Annotated in this window: 14 protein-coding genes; 4 read left to right on the top strand and 10 right to left on the bottom strand. The window is 41.5% G+C overall.

Features of this window, described 5'->3' with window-relative positions; translation table 11 throughout:
• Positions 1-51: 51 nt before the first annotated feature.
• The 7 genes from E0E36_RS03645 to E0E36_RS03615 all read right to left on the bottom strand — a co-directional run bounded on the left by E0E36_RS03645 (position 52) and on the right by E0E36_RS03615 (position 11039).
• Positions 52-4626: an efflux RND transporter permease subunit gene (locus tag E0E36_RS03645; protein ID WP_130854756.1), complete on the bottom strand. Its 4575-nt coding sequence runs from the start codon at positions 4624-4626 to the stop codon at positions 52-54.
• Positions 4627-4654: 28 nt separating this feature from the next.
• Positions 4655-5797, bottom strand: coding sequence for an efflux RND transporter periplasmic adaptor subunit (locus E0E36_RS03640; protein ID WP_013664421.1), 1143 nt, complete (start codon positions 5795-5797; stop codon positions 4655-4657).
• A gap of 121 nt (positions 5798-5918) precedes the next feature.
• Complete coding sequence (locus E0E36_RS03635) at positions 5919-6335, bottom strand: hypothetical protein (protein WP_013664422.1); 417 nt, start codon at positions 6333-6335, stop codon at positions 5919-5921.
• 54 nt (positions 6336-6389) lie between these two features.
• A complete protein-coding gene (gene radA / locus E0E36_RS03630; RefSeq protein WP_130854755.1) occupies positions 6390-7775 on the bottom strand; it encodes a DNA repair protein RadA in 1386 nt (461 codons plus the stop codon).
• A gap of 205 nt (positions 7776-7980) precedes the next feature.
• Positions 7981-9534 (bottom strand): Rne/Rng family ribonuclease, encoded by a 1554-nt coding sequence (locus E0E36_RS03625; protein ID WP_013664424.1) that lies wholly within the window; start codon positions 9532-9534, stop codon positions 7981-7983.
• Between the two features lie 349 nt (positions 9535-9883).
• Complete coding sequence (locus E0E36_RS03620; protein ID WP_130854754.1) at positions 9884-10726, bottom strand: tetratricopeptide repeat protein; 843 nt, start codon at positions 10724-10726, stop codon at positions 9884-9886.
• A 28-nt stretch (positions 10727-10754) separates the two neighbouring features.
• Positions 10755-11039, bottom strand: a complete 285-nt coding sequence (locus tag E0E36_RS03615; protein ID WP_013664426.1) for an HU family DNA-binding protein — start codon at positions 11037-11039, stop codon at positions 10755-10757.
• Positions 11040-11546: 507 nt separating this feature from the next.
• Here E0E36_RS03615 and mutY point away from each other — a divergent pair.
• Together mutY and E0E36_RS03605 are read left to right on the top strand one after the other, a co-directional pair.
• Positions 11547-12605 carry an A/G-specific adenine glycosylase gene (gene mutY, locus E0E36_RS03610; RefSeq protein WP_130854753.1) on the top strand — a complete coding sequence of 353 codons (1059 nt, stop codon included), beginning with the start codon at positions 11547-11549 and terminating at the stop codon, positions 12603-12605.
• Positions 12606-12617: 12 nt separating this feature from the next.
• Entirely contained in the window at positions 12618-13061 is a 444-nt protein-coding gene (locus tag E0E36_RS03605) for a single-stranded DNA-binding protein (protein WP_013664428.1), read from the top strand.
• Positions 13062-13109: 48 nt separating this feature from the next.
• Here E0E36_RS03605 and aspS read toward each other — a convergent pair whose 3' ends face one another.
• Complete coding sequence (gene aspS / locus E0E36_RS03600) at positions 13110-14861, bottom strand: aspartate--tRNA ligase (protein WP_130854752.1); 1752 nt, start codon at positions 14859-14861, stop codon at positions 13110-13112.
• A 154-nt stretch (positions 14862-15015) separates the two neighbouring features.
• Positions 15016-16944 carry a 1-deoxy-D-xylulose-5-phosphate synthase gene (dxs, locus tag E0E36_RS03595; protein ID WP_130854751.1) on the bottom strand — a complete coding sequence of 643 codons (1929 nt, stop codon included), beginning with the start codon at positions 16942-16944 and terminating at the stop codon, positions 15016-15018.
• An 809-nt stretch (positions 16945-17753) separates the two neighbouring features.
• Between dxs and E0E36_RS03590 the strand changes: the two genes are divergently transcribed.
• Both E0E36_RS03590 and glyA read left to right on the top strand, forming a co-directional pair.
• A complete protein-coding gene (locus E0E36_RS03590; RefSeq protein WP_130854750.1) occupies positions 17754-18506 on the top strand; it encodes a segregation and condensation protein A in 753 nt (250 codons plus the stop codon).
• Positions 18507-18660: 154 nt separating this feature from the next.
• Positions 18661-19932 carry a serine hydroxymethyltransferase gene (glyA, locus tag E0E36_RS03585; protein ID WP_013664432.1) on the top strand — a complete coding sequence of 424 codons (1272 nt, stop codon included), beginning with the start codon at positions 18661-18663 and terminating at the stop codon, positions 19930-19932.
• A gap of 278 nt (positions 19933-20210) precedes the next feature.
• Here the strand turns inward: glyA and E0E36_RS03580 are convergent, their stop codons facing one another.
• Positions 20211-20900, bottom strand: a complete 690-nt coding sequence (locus tag E0E36_RS03580) for a ComF family protein (RefSeq protein WP_041387126.1) — start codon at positions 20898-20900, stop codon at positions 20211-20213.
• Positions 20901-21041 lie beyond the last annotated feature (141 nt).

Raw genomic sequence — 21041 nt, 5'->3', positions numbered from 1 at the left:
AGCCGTCAGAAATCAGCTTACAGCCGACTGCTGATATCTGATTACCGACAGCTATTGCCACCCACCCCCTAAAGCTTTGTATAAATTAACAATTGACTGGAGGTATTCCAAATAGGTACTATTCAAAGTGATTTCTGCATCCAGTACATTTCGTTGTGAGGTAATAACATCCAAATAGTTTGCTCTCCCTGCTTTAAACAATTCAGAAGAAGCGTCAACGGCCAAACGGAGAGCATCTACTTCATGTTGGTTAAAGGATCGCCTTGCTATCAGATGTCTCTGCGCATTGAGTTCTGTTTCAACTTCTTGCCAAGCCTTTAGCACTGTTTTCTCATACTCCTGATATTCGATACCTTTATTTGCTAATTCCTGTTCATAATTAGAGCGAATCATGCGTTGATTAAATATAGGTGCCGTTAACCCTCCAAGCAACCCATACGCAATTGAACTTGGCGAGGTAACAAATAGCTTAGACAAATCAAATGCCTGAAATCCGAAATAAGGAGAAAAGTTGAGCGACGGTAAAAACGCTGCACGGGCGGCTTTAACATCTCCTTTCGCAGCTAGTAAATTCAATTCTGCCGCCCGTATGTCCGGACGCAAGGCTAACATTTTTGCCGGAAGTCCCACCCGAACAGCACTTGCTAAAGGATAAGCATCTAACTCCTCCCGCTTGCGCTCAATTGGTGAAGAAAAGCGCCCGCATAAGAAATTCAAATAATTTTCCTTCGAATTTATCTGTTGCAAAACGGTCTCTTTTCTACTCTTTGAGTTCATCAAAATGGCTCTCATCTGCTGCACACCTAATTCTGTTGCCCGGCCACCTTCTTTTTGCACCTGCACCAACTCGTACGATTCTTGTTGTAAGGCAATATTCTTCTCGAGGATATCCAATTCATTATCCAAGGCCAACAGTTCGAAGTAAGCAGCGGCGATTTCTGCTATTAGCTGCGTTTGTACTAATTTTCTCCCTTCATAAGATGCTAGGAAACGAGCAAAAGCAGCTTTCTTTCGGTTCTTCAGCTTGCCCCATATATCGATTTCCCAAGAGGCACGTAAACCTAGAAAATAGTCCGGCACGGGGTCTGGCACTCGTTCGTCATCTTTCAAATTATTAGAGAAATTGGTGTCGTAGTTACCGATTCCGTCCATGGTATAAAATCCATATTTGCGAAGTCCCGCCTCCGCAACCGCATCGATGGAAGGGAATAAGGCATTTTTACGCAAACGCATATTGGCACGTGCCATTTCAACGCGATAGAGAGCTTGCTGCATGTCCGGATTATTGGCTAAAGCCGTATCGATGAGCCTTAGCAAATACTCATCTTGAAAAAAAGTTCTCCAAGAGATGGTTGCCATGGAGGTGCTATCATTAGCGAGCGTATCGGTCTGATTTTTTCCGAGGTAGTGTGCCGGAACTTTTCGATGGGTTAACTCCGTTTCCTTCTGCACTCCACAGGATGAAAGCAATAAAATACCCAGTACAGCTACTGCAATACCACTTACTTTCTTAGCCTTTTTCTGTTTTTTCATGGAAGCAAATAGCACATATAGCCCGGGAATGACAATAACACCGGCCAATGTACCTATAATCATCCCTCCGATTGCCGTTGTACCGATTGATCTATTTCCCAAAGCCCCTGCCCCGGAAGCCATCGCCAACGGAATTAATCCTGCTACGAAGGCAAATGAGGTCATTAAAATAGGACGTAAGCGCGCAACAGATCCCTCGATAGCCGCATTTAAGATTGATGCGCCCTGCTTATGCTTCAAAATCGCATACTCAATAATAAGTATCGCATTCTTACCTAACAAACCGATCAACATAATTAAGGCAACTTGTGCATAGATATTGTTCTCCAATCCAAGCAACTTCAAAAATAGGAAAGCACCGAAGACCCCTGCCGGCAAACTTAAAATAACCGGTAAGGGCAGTAAGAAACTTTCATATTGAGCACATAACAGTAGATAAACAAATAATAAACACAAAGCGAACACGTAGATTGCTTGATTTCCGGACAGGATCTGCTCGCGTGTCATACCCGACCATTCGATCTCAAATCCACGCGGTAAGCTTTCGGCAGCAACGCGTTCAACCGCTGCAATTACGTCACCGCTACTATATCCGGGCGCTGCATCCCCATTGATCATGGCCGAGGTAAACATGTTATAACGGGTTAGCTGCTCCGGTCCGTATATCCGTTCCATTTTTATGAAACTAGAAAAGGGCACCATTTCTCCCGCTTCATTTTTAAGGAACAACCGCAAAACATCTTCAGGCTTTTCCCGATAACCCGGGCCTGCCTGTACCATTACTTTATACATTTGCCCAAACTTGATAAAGTTGGAGGTATAGAAGCTGCCCATCAGTGTTTGTAAGGTTGACATCGCGTTCTCCACACTTATCCCCTTTTTAGCCGCTACATCATAATCGACGTTAATCATATATTGAGGGAAATTGGGATCAAAACTGGTAAACGCACTACCCACCTCGGGAGCTTTCTTCAGGTTGTCCATAAAAGTGTTCAACACATCAGACAACTTGCCCAGATCATCACTGCCGCTTCGATCTAGCACCCGTAGCTCAAAACCGCTTGAGTTACCGAAGCCGGGGACGGTTGGCGGTGGGAAAAATTCGATCTCCGCATCGGTTATCTTAGCAGTTTCTTTCTTCATGCGCTCTACCATATCACTAACCGATTCCTTCCGCTCTTCCCAACGTTTGAGGTTAATCATCCCCATCCCATAAGAAGCACCGGTAACTTCATTTACCAAACTGTAACCGGCAAGCGTCGAAACACTTTCGACGGATTCCATTTGCCGAGCAATAGCATCTACTTCATCCAATACGGCCTCCGTTCGCTGAACGGTTGCACCTGGCGGCGTCGTAACGTTCACGTAAATCATTCCCTGATCTTCCGTAGGTATAAATCCGGAAGGTAGAACAGAGGAAATACCCCAAGTGGCTATGAATGAAACTACTAATATAACCAGCGTTATGACGCGCCTACCGGCGATACGACTGATAAGACCGGCATACCTTCCGGATATGCTGTTATAGACGCTATTAAATTTCCTAAAGAAGGTTGCCAAGGCCCCTCTAGGTTCAGGCCGATCGTGTGGCGATCTTAAAATGATAGCGCAAAGGGCCGGTGTTAAGGTAAGCGCATTGATTCCTGAAATAAGAATAGATCCGGCCAGCGTTAAAGAAAACTGTCGATAAAAAACACCTACCGGGCCGGAGAGGAATGCCACCGGTACAAATACGGCAGACATCACCAACGTAATCGCAATAATTGCCCCGCTGATTTCCCTCATGGCCGCCAACGTCGCCTCCATGGGTTGCATGTGCTCTTCTTCCATTTTTACATACACAGCCTCCACCACCACAATGGCGTTATCCACCACGATACCAATCGCCAACACGAGTGCAAAGAGGGTTAATAAGTTGATCGAAAATCCGAGCATTTGCATACAGAATAAGGCTCCGATCAAACAGACCGGAACAGCCAGTGCCGGCACCAAAGTGGATCGAAAATCCTGTAGAAAAATAAACACGACCAAAAACACCAAAATAAAGGCTTCCACAAGCGTATGCAGTACTTCATTGATAGAAGCGTCTAAGAATCGCGACACATCGTAACCCATCGCGTACTTCATACCCGGAGGAAAGGTAGTGCCCTTAAGTTCCTCCATTTTAGCCTTAATGGCATCAATAACTTCGCTGGCGTTGGAACCCGGCAATTGTTTAATCATGATAGAGGCTGACGGACGGCCATCAGCTTTGGACGCCATCTCATATTCCAAAGACCCAAATTCAACATCTGCCACATCTCTCAAACGCAAAATCGAACCGTCCGGATTTGCGCGTAGTGGAATATTCTCGTACTGTTCGGGGCGATCAAATTTACCGGGGTAGCGGAGTACATACTGCTGCATGTTAACACTCTTATCCGACCCGATTCCGGTTTGCCCGGGCGCTGCTTCCACGTTCTGTGCCCGAATGGCTTTAATAACATCTTCACTTGAGACGCGATAAGCAGTGAGTCGATCCGGCTTCAACCAAACCCGCATCGCATAATCTTTAAAGCCCATAATTTCGGCCCGCCCCACTCCCTGGATACGCTTCAATTCTTTTAAGATATTGATATCCGTAAAGTTGTATATAAATCGCTCATCCGCCGTTTCGTCATCGCTGTAGATGTTGAGATACATCAACATACTGTTTACTTCCTTTTCGGTGGTAACCCCGGCTTTGATAACTTCTTCCGGCAATTCGTCTAAAACGGTGGTTACGCGATTTTGCACGTTTACGGCAGCAATATCCGGATCTGTTCCCACCTCAAAATACACTTGTATAAGAGTATTACCATTATTGGTAGAAACCGAAGACATATAGGTCATCCCAGGAACGCCATTTATGGCTTTTTCTAAAGGGATAGCAACGGCATTCGTACTTACTTCCGCGTTCGCTCCGGTATAATTGGCATTTACCACGACGGATGGTGGCACAATGTCAGGGAACTGCGTAACGGGTAGCGTAAAGAGCGATAGGAGCCCGAGTAATGTAATAAATAGTGATATGACCAGTGATAGCACCGGTCGTTTTATGAAAATTTCAAACATGATACGTATCTTAAAGCAACAAAATAATTTATTGTAATCCTTGACTCGGACTGTGTAATAGGCTATCGAGTGAAACTTCACGAGGTTCGATAGCCACACCATCCGTAAGGCTTTGCGTACCTTCGAACACAATTTTTTGTCCGGCTTTAAGTCCTGAGCGAATTAAATAAAAATGGCCAAAACGTGTTCCTAGCTCAATATTTGTCATTTTGACTGTATTCGCTGTATCCAGCACATAGACATAGGCGCGATCTTGGATCTCAAAGACCGATTTTTGAGGAACAATGATAGATTCGGTGATTTTTGTCGGCAACTGTATTTTTCCGGTGGCACCATGTTTTAATATCCTATCCGGGTTGGGAAATCTAGCTCTAAGTGAAATGGTGCCCGTTTGCTCTTCAAACTCGGATTCGGCAAGCTCTATTTTTCCCATATGAGGATAGTGCTGTCCATCGGCTAATGTAAGTCTGACTTCCTTAGATAATATACTGTTTTCCGGTGACTTCCTAGCTATATTCTGTAGATACTCCGTTTCCGATATCGTAAAATAAGCATATACCTCATCCAAATCAGAAACGCTGGTCAATAAGGCTCCTTCACTCAATAAACTTCCCACTTTGAGTGGAATGCGATCGATCCTTCCCGTGAACGGAGCTCGGATACTGGTATAGCCCAATTGTGTCTGCGCCCGTTGTAAATCAGATCGAGCTTCCTGAACTCTCGCCTCAGCTGCCTTTAATTGCGCTTGAGCGACATCAAGGTCTGTCTTCGTGATAATATTTTTCTTCACCAACGTCTTAACACGTTCCAGTTCGAGTGCCACTGTCTTCGCATCTGCGGTTGCATTGTTTAAAAGAGCTTGTGCTTTGGACACATCCGCACGTTGCTCATCGTCGTTAATCTTAAATAAAATCTGCCCCGCTTGCACCAAGGCCCCTTCATCGACAAATATCTTATCTAAAAAGCCTTGTATTTTGGAACGTACCTCTACGTTTCGCACCGCTTGTATATCAGCAACGTAATCGGTATATAACATCGTATCCACGGCCTTTAGTTGCGTATAGGGTACCGAACGCTTTTCTTCTGATTGATCACTATTTCCTTTACTTGATGTGCATGCTATAGCAGCGGATAAAGCAACACCGTATAAACCTATATAAAATCTGTTCATTAATATATTCTAAGGATGTATTTTGTTTTAGTTGACTGTTGTTCGTGCCTAAAAAGGCAATGGCAGGATACCTATATTTTGGCTCCTGATTTAATTTTCTATAGATATGGGTACAACAGGGCTAAAAGGGTTTCAGCCTAAATAAGAATATATAATAGCCTAATAAAGGGGTAACTTTTGATACAAAGTAATTTTCACTACTGACCAGCGAAGTTATAATCGGCTTGATCGCTAAAATAAAGCTATCCAAGATCTTAATCGATATGGATATTATAATGGTTAAAAAATTGTAGTTTTTGTAAAAAATGGTCGGACTTACATCCTTTCCTGACATAGGTATATCGAGGACATCGTCAAAGAAACATTCCAATAGGGTGTCGCCATCAAAATCCTGTAGCTTCTTGTCATGAAAAGCTTGCTTCTGATAAAAAAAATTATCGTTCACATAGGTAGGAAAATACGTAATCGTATTTACGAAACCCAACAAAACAATAATATTTATTATCTTAAAAAGAGTCATCCCAAGCAAAAATAGCATTTTTAACTCATGTGTAAAATTTACACTCAAAATATTGTGTAAAAATCTTGTAGGCTAGCCAAATATTGCCTGAAAAATCTCTTCTACTTTAGCCATCCAGTTAATTTTAATGTTATATTTTGAAGTATCTAAGCCTTTGTTGTTGTATTTTGATATATAAATCTCTTCAAAGCCAAGCTTTTCTGCTTCAGCGATTCGCTGTTCGATTCGATTTACTGCTCGAATTTCACCCGAAAGCCCTACTTCGCCGGCAAAGGCAATATGCGTAGGGACGGCGATATCCTGCTGCGAAGAAAGAATGGCCACAATTACTGCAAGATCAATGGCCGGATCTTCCACACGCAATCCGCCAGCTATATTTAAGAACACGTCCTGCGTGCTCAACCGGAAGCCAAATCGCTTTTCCAGAACCGCCAGCAACATGTTCATTCTTCTCGTATCAAATCCGGTTGACGAGCGTTGAGGTGTACCATAGGCAGAATTTCCCACCAGTGCCTGTACTTCGATTAGCATAGGCCGTATCCCTTCGAGCATAGCGGCTATGGTGACGCCACTTATAGGAAATTCACGCTGTGAAAGCAAAATCTCAGATGGGTTGGAAACCTCCCTTAATCCATTATGAACCATTTCGTATATCCCCAACTCCGAAGACGAACCGAATCGGTTCTTTACGGCCCGCAGAATCCGATACATATGATGCCGATCTCCTTCAAATTGTAAAACAGTATCTACCATATGTTCGAGCACTTTTGGTCCCGCAATTGCACCGTCTTTAGTAATATGGCCCACAATAAATACGGGCGTGGAAGATTCCTTGGCAAAGCGCAATAGTTCAGCCGTGCATTCCCTTACCTGTGACACGCTGCCAGGCGTCGATTCGATCTGTGAAGAATGTAAGGTTTGGATGGAATCGATAATAACTAAATGTGGTTCTACAGACGCAATCTGCTTAAATATATTTTGAGTAGAGGTTTCCGTGAGAATATAGCAATCCGCCTTTGAGGATTGGAGTAGCCTCTCTGCTCGCATTTTGATCTGTTGTTCGCTTTCCTCTCCCGAAACATATAATGTCTTTATACCTGGTATGGTTAAAGCAAGTTGCAGCATTAATGTTGATTTACCGATACCTGGCTCCCCTCCTATTAGCACCAATGATCCAGGTACAACCCCACCGCCTAGCACCCGGTTCATTTCATTGTCAGGGGTCTTCAGTCTCGCCTCTTCCTCATAGTTGATCTCATGAATAACAGCGGCTTTATTGGGTTTTCTTTCCCCCGACACAACGCTGCCACTTCTCCAGTCAGGCACTTTATTCCCACCCTTTTCAACCAGTTCTTCTACAAAAGTATTCCATTGATTGCAGGAAGGACATTTACCAAGCCATTTAGCCGATTCGTATCCACAATTTTGACAGAAATATACTGTTTTCGCTTTTGCCATATTTAGCTGTGAGCTGGCAGCTTTAGCTATCAGCTTTATTTTTGTTAATAATCAATTAAACCGAATGCAGGGATTAAAGATAGCTATTAGCTTTCGGCTATCAGCATTCAGCCGTCAACTTTATATTTATTATTTAGCTGGAAGCCGATAGCCGACGGCTGAAAACTATAAAGAAAAAGCCTTGCTAATCAGCAAGGCTTTTTCTTTATAGTTTTATTTCTTCTTCTTTGGCGTTTAAGAAGTGGAATTCATTCATAAAGTAAGACGAAATAGCCTTTACTTTGATCCATTTACCGTACCGGAAAAACCATTTCAAGCGTCTGGACATAAAGCCTTTCTTAATGAAGGCTTCAATATATGGGTGAACGCAGAGCGTAATATTCTTCTCGTTTTGTTCGTTTAAAACATAACTTAAATTACTCTCAATATCATCCATTAATACGATACTGGCTCGAATTTCGCCGGTACCTCCACAGGCCGGACATTTCTCATTAGTAACCACTGTCATTTCAGGACGAACACGTTGCCTTGTAATCTGCACCAATCCAAATTTACTTGGCGGGAGAATAGTATGTTTAGCGCGATCGTTGCCCATACATTCCTTTAAATAGTCGTGCAACTCCTTCCTGTTGGTTGGCTTGTGCATATCGATAAAATCGACAACCACGATTCCTCCCATATCACGTAGACGAAGCTGACGGGCTATTTCTTTGGCGGCCTCCTTATTCACCAAGAGGGCATTGTCCTCCTGATTCTCTTTGTTGGCCGTTCGGTTTCCGCTATTCACGTCAATAACATGCAGTGCTTCCGTATGTTCGATAACCAAATAAGCCCCTCCCTGCAGATTAACAATTTTACCAAATGCGGCTTTAATCTGTTTCTCTATACCGAAGTGTTCAAAGATCGGATCCTTGTGTTTGTACAGCTTTACTATCTTTTCCAAATCAGGAGAAATCTCCTGAATGTAAGACTTCGTCTCCTCGTAAATAATCGGATCATTGATATAGATATGAGAAAACTCGTCTGTTAATATATCGCGCAAAATGGTGGATGTCCGATCCATTTCACCCAATATTTTTTTCGCAGGATCAGTAGAAGCAAGACGTTTCGTGAAGGATTCCCACTTGGTGATTAAATCCCGGAGGTCTTTCTCCAATTCAGCAACTCCTTTTCCTTCCGAAACGGTACGGATAATAACGCCAAAATTCTGAGGTTTGATTCCCTCAACAATCTTTTTAAGTCGGTTTCGCTCGGTGTTACTTTTAATTTTTTTCGAAATCGAAACCGCGTCAGAAAAAGGTACCAAAACGACAAACCTTCCTGCGATGGATAAATCGGAACTTAAACGCGGCCCTTTGGTTGAGATTGGCTCTTTTGCAATCTGTACCGGCAACAACATGTTACGACTTAGGATCTCAGAAATTTTGCCTGCTTTATTGATATCCTTTTCTAGTTTTAAACTATTGAGCAGCTTATCTTTATAGCTGCCATTCTTTACTAGCTTGGTAAGCTTAATGAGTGACTGTACCTGTGGCCCTAGATCCAAATAATGCAAAAAAGCATCCTTCGAGTAGCCTACATCTACAAAAGCAGCATTCAACCCGGGCATTATTTTCTTTATTCTGCCCAAATAGATGTCGCCAACAGCATAATTATTATTTACCTGTTCTTTATTTAACTCAACAAGCTGTTTATCCTGTAGTAAAGCAATAGTTGTCCCCGTTTCCGGGGAAGAATCTACTATTAATTCCTTTACCAACAGCTACTTTCTTTTAGAAAGAATACAAAGGGCGTGATGGATAGCTATCCAGGTGGTAAACCCTTATTCTTTCGGTTAAACCATAAGATTGTTCAATAAAAAAACAGACATTACATAAACGATATTCCCGTCTACGAATGAAAAAAAAAGCCAACAATCACAATAGCCTGCACCTCAGGTCTTGAGATGCAGGCTACCGAATACTGGCACGCCTAGATGCGCTTATTTTTTCTTATGTCTGTTTTTTCTTAAACGTTTCTTACGTTTATGAGTAGCCATTTTATGTCTTTTTCTTTTTTTTCCGCTTGGCATAGCTTAATTTTTTAAATGTTTTAATAAATTATTTTAATTACTTGCTCAATTCATCAACCTTACGGTCTATGAACTGCGATAAGCTTGGATCCGCCGCTATAGCTTTGCTTTGTTGAAAAGCTTTGATAGCTTCGGCCTTCAAGCCAATATTTTCATAACTTGTAGCCAGGTAAAACCAGGCTTCAGCACTTGGTTGAATTTCAATTACCGTTTTAAATCGATTCACGGCTTTATCAAACTGACGAGAGCGCATAGAGAACATCCCTAAGCTCATATTTGCTTTTAGGTTTTGAGGATCCTCTTTAACAACCTCCATTAACATTGCAATACCTTGCATAGGCGCCCCGCCTTTATTTACAATGGCAGTTCCCAAACCGGTTTTAGCGTCTAAGCTTTTAGGATTTAAATCTAGCGCCTTTTGATAAGCCTGCTGTGCGTGTTCTATTAATGCAGGAGCAACAAGTGTATCCTGCAAATTTTCATAAGCAGCCGTAAAGGCATCTCCGGCTTTTAACCAATTATCGTATGTAGATTCTAATTTACCGATTTCCTCGTATGAGAAACCCAAGGGAGCAGGTTTTGCAAGATCGTCCCAATGACCTGCTAATTTCTTTAATAAATTTATGCGCTCTTCTCCACTACTGGCCGACAAAGCCGCTTCGAGATCGGTAATCTCTTTTACCAAAGAGGCGTTCAGCCCTTGCTTTGCAACACTGGAGACCGAAGCTAGATTGATAGCTTCGGTCTCCGTACTTGTATTTGTTTGCTGTTCTTGTTCGGCTTTATCACGCTTAACCAAACCCTTAATAGGTTGCGCCATCAATACTCCCATCAGTACTACTACAAGCGCAATGACTATTATTTGTTTCGTTTTATGCATGATTATTAATATATCCGAATAAAGCAGATTATTTATTGCCGTTTTTTACTTTCTCAACAAAAACTTTTGCTGGTTTAAAGCTAGGAACGAAGTGTTCCGGAATAATAATAGCTGTGTTTTTTGAAATGTTACGAGCAGTTTTTTTAGCTCTCTTTTTTACAACGAAGCTACCGAATCCTCTAACGTAAACATTCTCGCCACCCACCATAGCTCCTTTTACTACTTTGAAAAATGCTTCAACAGTTTCCTGTACATCTACTTTTTCTAAACCTGTCTTGTTAGAAATCTCTGCGATAATTTCTGCTTTAGTCATGTTATATTCTTCTAATTGTTTGTTCTTTAACTACCACCCGATCAATCGATTTGGGGATGCAAAAGTATTGCTTTTAAATGATTTACAAAAATAAAACGTTAATTTTTATGTAAAATATCTGTCAGCGAAGCCTTTAAGGTAAAAAATTAAACTATACGGCTAATTTATAAGGTATTAGCGGTTAGGTGGTAGCGGTTAGCCTTTAGGGGTTAGCTGTTAGCCTTTAGGTGTCAGCTGTTAGGGATTAGTGGTTAGCAGTTCGCTTTGACGTTCTAACCCCTAAAACCTAATGCCTAATACCTTACACCTCCTACCTTATACCCTAAACCCTAATGCCTAATACCTGGGTCATACCTATTACTTACAACTTAATACTTAAAACTAGCTGTTAGCCTTTAGGTGTTAGCTGATTAGTGGTTAGCCGTTAACTTTGACATTCTAATGCCTAATACCTAATGCCTAATACCTAATACCTTATGCCTAAAACCTATTTACTACCTTTGCCTCATGTTATTTTCACAAGAGATTATTCAGTGGTATCATCAAAATAAACGAGATCTTCCTTGGCGTAATACCACGGACCCTTATATTATCTGGCTTTCGGAAATCATCCTTCAACAAACACGTGTGGAACAAGGGCTTCCTTACTTTAACCGCTTTGTTGCAGCCTATCCTACGGTTCGCGACTTTGCTGAAGCAGCTGAAGGTGAGATCCTGCGATTGTGGCAAGGCCTAGGATATTACTCTAGAGCAAGAAATATGCATAAAGCCGCTCAAACAATCATGCAACAATATGACGGCATTTTTCCAAAAGAATATAACTCCCTAATAAAATTACCTGGCATTGGCGAATATACTGCCGCCGCAATTGCTTCCTTTTCTTCTAATGAACCAAAGGCTGTTTTAGACGGAAATGTATTCCGTGTATTGGCAAGATACTTTGGTATAAGTGAAGCGATTAATACAGGAAAAGGGAAAAAGCTGTTCAGCAAAATCGCAGAAGAGATGCTCGACAAGGCCAACGCTTCTGTTTATAACCAAGCGATCATGGAATTCGGGGCGCTCCAATGCAAACCCCAGTCGCCTAACTGTGCTGTTTGCCCTATTAGCATCGGTTGTTATGCCTTGCGTGAAAACAAAGTAAATTTCTTACCTGTTAAAATAAAAGGAAAAGCATCACGAGACAGATACTTTTACTATTTCATAGTAAGAGATCAGGATAAGATTGCCATGCAAAAACGAGGATCAAAAGATATTTGGGAGAACATGTATGAGTTTCCATTAATAGAATATCCTATAGCGATAGATTTGGTACAATTGAAGGAAACCTCGATTTTCCGACAGTTGTTTGGCAGCGACTGCGAATTAGAAGTAATCAGCACGCCAAAGAAACATGTGCTTAGTCATCAGAATATTTACGCTTCCTTCATAGAGATTAAAAATTTCAATCACTTGAAGACGAAAAAAAAGGTCTGGAATTATGTTTTTATAAAAGATTTAGATACATTAGCTAAACCTAAATTAATTTTCACATTTTTAAGAGACCATATTATTTGCAACAACTAACACTTATAAGCTATGTCAGGAATTAACAAAGTTATTCTGGTTGGACACTTAGGCAAGGATCCCGAGGTTCGCCATTTAGAAGGCAATGTATCTGTTGCGAGTTTTCCCTTGGCAACATCGGAAACCTTTAATAAAGATGGAAGAAAAGTCGAACAAACCGAGTGGCATAATATTGTAATGTGGAGGGGTCTTGCAGATGTTGCAGCTAAATATTTACAAAAGGGGAAATTGGTCTATATAGAAGGAAAATTGCGAACCCGATCGTACGAGGATCGCGAAGGAGTAAAACGTTATACGACCGAAATTGTTGCAGAAAATTTCACCATGTTGGGAAGGAAAAGCGATTTTGAATCGCCCGGCAATGGCGAAAAAACAAGCAATACAGACCACAGCAGTGACCCAAATTCCACCACTGTTGATTTCAATGAGAATAAGGATGACGATCTACCTTTTTAAGGTCTTTAGGTATAGGGTTAGCGGTGTAAGTACCCTATACCTTTTACCCTAAGCCTTAGCGCTTATTTCTATCTTCAATTCATCAAGCTGTTCCTGCGAAATACTGCTTGGAGAATCGATCATTACATCTCTTCCTGCATTATTTTTCGGAAACGCAATAACATCGCGGATAGAATCAAGGCCTGCAAAAATGGAAACTAATCTATCAAAACCAAAGGCAATGCCCCCATGTGGAGGTGCGCCATAAGTAAATGCATCCATCAAGAACCCAAATTGCGTCTGCGCCTCTTCCTGTGTAAAACCGAGATGTTTGAACATCAGTTGCTGTAAATCTTTTTCGAAGATACGAATTGATCCGCCTCCTACTTCTGTTCCATTGATTACCATATCATAGGCATTGGCCCGCACTTCACCAGGCGCAGTATCCAGTAAGGCTATATCCTCGGGTTTTGGCGAAGTAAAAGGATGATGCATCGCATGATAGCGCTTGGTATCATCATCCCATTCCAATAACGGAAAGTCAACAACCCATAGGGCGGAAAACTTATTCTTATCACGAAGTCCCAGCTGGTTTCCCAATTCTAAACGAAGCTCATTCAGCTGTTTCCGCGTTTTATCAGCATCTCCTGCCATTACCAATATTAAATCCCCTACATTAGCATCCATCGCTTTCGCCCAGGCCTGTAATTGCTCCTGGCTAAAAAACTTGTCTACCGAAGACTTTAACGATCCATCCTCATTATATCGAAGATAAACCAATCCCGTAGCTCCTATTTGCGGCCGTTTTACAAAATCGGTGAGCGCATCAATTTGTTTTCTGGTATAAGAAGCACACCCTTCCGCTTTAATACCAACGACTAATTCCGCATTGTCAAAAACCGGAAAACCCGCGCCCTGCAACACCGGATTCAATTCTACAAATTGCATCCCAAAGCGTGTATCGGGTTTATCGGAACCATATAAACGCATAGCATCCGCATAGGTCATGCGCGGAAGCTTACCAATTTCTACATTTTTAACTTTTTTAAAGAGGTAACTTATTAGCTCTTCAAACAAATTCAAGATATCCTCTTGCTCTACAAAAGCCATCTCGCAGTCGATCTGGGTGAACTCAGGCTGTCGGTCGGCCCTTAAATCCTCATCTCGAAAACATTTTACAATCTGGAAATAGCGATCAAAACCCGACACCATCAGCAGCTGCTTAAACGTTTGTGGCGACTGCGGTAAGGCATAGAATTGTCCCTCATTCATCCGGCTTGGCACCACGAAATCGCGCGCACCTTCAGGGGTAGACTTAATAAGCACCGGTGTTTCGACTTCCAAAAAACCTTGTTGATCAAGAAAAGAGCGAACAGCCTGTGCCATTTGGTGTCGTAGCACCAAATTATTGCGTACCGGATTACGTCGTAAATCAAGATAACGATATTTCATCCGAAGGTCATCACCGCCATCGGTTTCATCTTCGATCAAAAATGGTGGCAATTTCGCAGCATTCAGTACAGCCAAGTCTGCTACCTTTATTTCGATTTCTCCCGTAGAGATCTTTAAGTTTTTGCTGGAACGCTCAATTACCGTTCCCTTTACCTGTATTACATATTCTCTCCCCAACTCCCGAGCCCTTGCACGCAGGGCCTCATCGTCATCAGCATTAAATGCCAGTTGAGTAACGCCATATCGGTCGCGCATATCGATGAAGGTCATGCCTCCCAGATCTCTCGACTTTTGTACCCATCCGCATAATGTAATTTTTTTTCCTAAATCTGCTAATGTTAACTGTCCGCAAGTATGTGTTCTGTACATATATAGTTTTTAGCTGTTAGCGTCGGTTTAGAGCGGGTCAGCTCTCAGAAATCGGCCATCAGCCCTTTATTAGTTTCAGTTTTTATTATTAACGTTTTCGTGGTTCCATGGCCATTACTTAATGCCTAAAGGCTATAAGCTACTAACTAATTCCCTACCCCGCCATGGTATTGGTTTTCCGACCTTCGGAAAGTTGCTTTGCGTTCAAAATAATATGTTGAGCATCATAACCACACTCTGCCCAAAGCTGATTCTGTTCGCCATGCTCGATAAACTCATCGGGGATTCCCAAACGAACGACTTTCGACTGATAACCATGATCTGCCATAAATTCGAGCACAGCACTTCCCATGCCTCCTTGTATACATCCGTCTTCTACTGTGATTACTTTACTGAATTTTCGAAACACTTCATGCAGCAGCTCTTCATCCAAGGGCTTTACAAATCTTAAATCGTAATGTGCAGGAAAAATCCCATCAGAGTTAAGCGATACGGTAGCTTTTACCACCTCATTACCGATATGCCCGATGCTTAATATCGCCAAATCTTCTCCGTCACAAATTTTTCGTCCTTTCCCTATGGTTATTTCTTTAAAAGGCCTTCTCCAATCAGGCACGACACCTTGTCCGCGGGGATAACGGATCACAAAAGGCCCCATATCTTCGATTTGTGCGGTGTACATTAAATTGCGCAACTCCTCCTCATTCATAGGCGCAGCTACCTTCATATTTGGTATACAACGCATATATGCCAAATCATACGCACCGTGGTGCGTAGGACCATCGGCACCCGCAATACCTGCCCGGTCGAGACAAAAAACGACATTTAGATTTTGCAAAGCCACATCATGTATCACCTGATCATAGGCCCGCTGCATAAATGTTGAATATATGTTACAAAAAGGCACCATTCCTTGGGTTGCCAAACCGGCGGAAAAAGTAACCGCGTGCTGTTCGGCAATACCTACATCAAACGCTCTATCGGGCATAGCCTTCATCATAATATTCATGGAAGAACCCGAAGGCATTGCCGGTGTAATGCCCATGATTTTTTCGTTTTTCTCGGCCAGTTCAACCAAGGTGTGACCGAAAACATCTTGATATTTTGGTGCTACAGGCTTGTCGCTAACTGTTTTCTTGATTTCGCCTGTAATTTTATCGAATAGGCCTGGCGCGTGCCATTTAGTTTGATCTTTTTCCGCCAAGGCAAAACCTTTTCCCTTTACCGTGATGCAATGTAAAAGTTTAGGCCCCGGTATATCCCTAAGTTCATCAATAATTTTAACTAAGCGTTTTACATCGTGCCCATCAACCGGACCGAAGTATCTGAATTTTAATGATTCAAAAAGATTACTATTTTTCAGTAAAGTCCCTTTAACGCTCTTCTCTATCTTTTTGGCTAAACCAAGCGCATCAGGCCCTATTTGGGAGATCTTACTTAAAACTGCAGCAATATCATCGCGAAAGCGGTTATAAGGCTTTGAAACTGTAATATCCGTTAAGTATTCCTTTAGCGCACCAACATTTGGATCGATGGCCATGCAATTATCATTCAAAATGACGAGCAAGTTAGATTTCTCTATGCCGGCATGATTCAGTGCTTCGAATGCCATACCGGCTGTCATAGAGCCGTCACCAATTACCGCAACGTGCTGACGATCATTTTCCCCCTTGTAATGAGAAGCTACCGCCATCCCTAACGCAGCAGATATAGAAGTGGAAGAATGCCCTACGCCGAAGGTATCATATTCACTTTCACTACGTTTAGGAAACCCACTGATACCATTATATACGCGATTGGTGTGAAACACATCTCGTCTTCCGGTAAGGATTTTATGTCCATAGGCTTGATGGCCGACATCCCAAACCAATTGGTCATAGGGCGTATTGAGTACATAATGCAGCGCCACCGTCAACTCCACCACCCCTAAACTAGCGGCAAAATGTCCGCCATAAACAGATACAACATCAATAATATATTGACGTAGCTCTTTACAAACATTCTCTAAATCCGACTCACTGAGCTTTTTTAAATCGGCGGGGCTATTTATGTTTTTTAGCAACGTTCCTGGTTCAAAATCCATATTAAAATAGGTTCTGAAAGAATTTGTCCTGCAATCAGTCCTCATTCTCTGCCTGTAAATACAAAATTACGGTAATAACAAAACGTTTACAAAGTAAAGGATAAATATTCAATTTAGCTATGTACTGCTTTTTTTGTTCCTGATCTGTTCCATCTCAGCTTTCCGCTAGTTCCGCTCATTTTTCACCAACAAGCAACTACTCGCTTTGTTTTTCAGCTATACATTTCATTTTTGTCTAAATCAATCTTTAAGTCTAATACCAGAGATTACCTTCGGTGAATTCTCGTTGGTCGGTTTCGCTTATAACATAAAGGTGTTTATATTAAAAGAACGTTTATTTTAACTTCTTTCTTTCTCCGCGAAAGAAAAGAAGCAAAGAAAGCTCGCCGCTTCAAAATTTACAGGAACGGTAGTGCCTCCCAGCGCTGACTGTAAATTTTGGAGGCGGCACTTTAGTAGAACGATGGGCTTTTACTTTTAACCGAACGTACTAGTTTTTAGCCTTATATATAGCCAGTGTGTTGGGAAAAACGGCCTTGGAGGATACCGACGCAACGAGCAGCAAAGTATTTGCACGACTGTTCATTTTGCAATATGCAAGCGGATTGAGGAAGTGAAACGGCTCCAATACGCGCTATGGATACTTTGCAATCAGCTGCAAGGTAGCCTGCATAAGCCTTGATTGTTTGGTTCTTTATGATCAAGCATAAAGAACAGATACTAAAAAAATAGATTAATAAAAAGGTTCCTTTTAAACGCACTTACTCTACGTTACAATTTATATTTAATAAAAGCGTACCTTTGGAACCATGCAAACAGAGGGTTTTGAGATAAAGCTTCCACAATTCGAAGGTCCTTTTGACCTTTTGCTATTTTTCATTGAGCGGGACGAACTTAATATACACGAAATTTCGATTGCTAAAATTACAGATGATTTCTTGGGCTATATACACCACATGAATGCCCTGAACATGGAATTGGCGAGCGAATTTATCTTTGTTGCTGCTACCCTGATGCGGATTAAGGCCAAAATGCTATTACCACGGCCTGAAATAGATGAAGACGGCAATGAAATTGACCTCAAGAAAGACCTTGTACAAAAACTTATAGAATATAAAAAATTCAAAACGGTTTGTGAAGATCTAAAAGCGTTGGAAGATAACCGTTTCATGGTTGAAAAGCGTGGCAACATTGCATTTAATCTCAAAATTGCAGCCAATGAGGCGGAGCCGGGAGAAGAATTGAATTCATTCGATCTATATAAATTAATGAAAGTTTATGATCGATTAATGAATGCGTATCTAAACAAATCGAATGAAGTAAAACATACTGTTGTACAATATCCGTATACGATTGAACAACAGAAAAAAACCATTGCCTCACTATTAACCATCAATCAAAAGTTAGATTTTAAGGCCATTCAACAGCACTCTGAAAATAGGGTTCATTTTGTATACAACTTTTTAGCCATACTGGAAATGCTTCAACAGCAGATTCTCGAGATACAATTAGGTTTGGGATATAACAATTTTTGGGTACAAGAGAAAGCACAAGCGGTGTAAGCTATAGGGTTTATGGTGTAAGATTTAAGACCTAAAGGGTAATGCCGGTGGTTAACTAGCTAACTGCTAATAAATGCACAAAGCACTTATCAATTCTCTACATTTTCCCTATCTTTGCGCAACTATCTAAAACTGATACTTATATCAATATTTAATGGAAAGAGATAACATCATATTTGAGCTGATTAATGAAGAATTACAACGCCAGGAAGAAGGTATTGAGTTAATCGCTTCAGAAAATTTTGTAAGCAAACAGGTCATGGAAGCAGCCGGTTCTGTATTAACGAATAAATATGCAGAAGGACTACCGGGCAAGCGTTATTATGGTGGCTGCGAAGTAGTTGACGAAATTGAACAAATAGCGATCGACCGCGCAAAACAGCTTTTCAATGCCGAATGGGTTAACGTACAACCGCATTCGGGAGCGCAGGCCAATGCCGCCGTATTTTTAGCGATACTTAAACCGGGCGATAAAATTTTAGGGTTCGATCTTTCCCATGGAGGACATCTGACGCATGGTTCCCCGGTAAATTTTTCCGGTAAATTATATGAAGCTCATTTTTATGGTGTCGACAAAGAAACCGGCCTAATCGATTATAAAGCCTTAGAAGAAACGGCGTTAAGAGAACAACCAAAAGCAATTATTGTTGGAGCTTCTGCTTATTCACGCGACTGGGATTATGCCTTTATTCGTCAGGTAGCTGATAAAATCGGTGCTTTAGTAGTAGCTGACATCTCACATCCAGCCGGTTTAATTGCTCGTGGACTCTTGACGGACCCACTTCCGCATTGCCATATCGTCACGACCACGACACATAAAACCCTGAGAGGACCTCGCGGCGGTATGATTATGATGGGTAAAGACTTTGAAAATCCTTGGGGTTTAAAAACTCCTAAAGGTGAAATAAGAATGATGTCTTCCCTTTTAGATATGGCTGTTTTTCCCGGTACGCAAGGCGGTCCTTTAGAGCATATCATCGCCGCTAAAGCCGTGGCTTTTGGTGAAGCACTAAGCGACGATTATATGAGTTATATCTTGCAAGTAAAGAAAAACGCTTCGGCAATGGCAGATGCCTTCGTTAGCAAAGGTTATCAAATTATTTCAGGTGGTACAGATAACCACTCCATGTTGATTGACTTAAGAAACAAAGGAATCAGCGGCAAAGCAGCGGAAGCTGCATTAGGCGAAGCCGGTATTACGACGAACAAAAACATGGTGCCGTTTGATGACAAATCACCGTTTGTTACATCAGGTATCCGTATGGGAACAGCGGCCATAACAACTAGAGGACTGAAAGAAACCGAAATGGTACAAATCGTTGAATTCATTGATCGCGTTATTAACGCGCCGGAAGACGAAGCCGTGCTTGATGCGGTTCATGAAGAAGTGCTTCAATTAATGGCAAAATTTCCTTTATATAAATAGACAGTAAGATCATCTGTCGTAAAATTAACAAACGGGCATTCAATGTGAATGCCCGTTTTTGTTGGCTTAACTTCGACATTAATCAATACATATCTTACCATTAAATAAGTATTCATTTAGTAATAATAAAGAATTAGTGGGGGATTAACCTAGATAAAACCTTTACTAACCCTTTGTTAACTCCTTATCAACCCTTTTTCAACCCCTTATTAATAGTATGGTTAATACGAAGAAAGTATAATGTTATTCTAATGATAGACCGAAGAACTCCATCACGTTTATTTGGTATAGGCTAGCGTCACTACACTAACACGTACACCAGCTATTTCCAAGAGTTTATAAGCGCAGGCTTCAATGGTAGCACCTGTTGTTAGCACATCATCCACCAGCAAGATATGTTTGTCTTGAAAGGTTTGAGGTTTAAGTACTTCAAATATTTCTTTCATGTTCTCGTAACGTTCATAACGTCTTTTTGTTGTTTGTGATTCTGTGCGAGTATGTCGAATTAGATTTCCTGTTTCTATCGGAACTTTAAAGCTTTCGCTCAGTCCTTTTGCAAAAAACTCACTTTGATTGTATCCTCTTTTCTTTAGCTTTTTAGGATGCAAAGGTACCGGAACGATGAGATCAACATGCCGAAAAGTGGAGCAGTATAACAGTTCGCCATACCGTTTACCCAGCATATTTCCTATTTCCGGTTTATTGAAGTACTTTAAATGGTGCAGTATGTTTTGAACAGTGGATCCTTTTACATAATAAAGATAAGAAGAAACCGCCTGTAACGGAACCCGACCCCACAATTGTTTGCTTGCAGCATTTGCCGGATCGAGATGGAAATTTGTAATTGGTAAATGATAGAGACAATGGGTGCAAATAAGCGATTCATGTTCATACAGCGATCGCTTACAGCCCGCACATAATTCGGGATATAGTAATGAGACAAGGGCTTGAAAATACCGGATCATCATAGGCTATAATTAATGCCATAAGACCATCAATCGCACTTGGCTTCCCGCTTTGACAACCTTACTATTTTGTATGCGCAGCTATTAATACATGATCGTATCAGCTTTGGCCATCGGTTAGTTAAAACTTTCTCTCGAAGCTTT

The sequence above is a fragment of the Olivibacter jilunii genome (assembly GCF_900607235.1).
GTDB classification, from domain to species: Bacteria; Bacteroidota; Bacteroidia; order Sphingobacteriales; family Sphingobacteriaceae; genus Olivibacter; species Olivibacter oleidegradans.
Note: the sequence above shows the minus strand (reverse complement) of the source record. Positions and strands in the feature narration are given on the sequence as shown.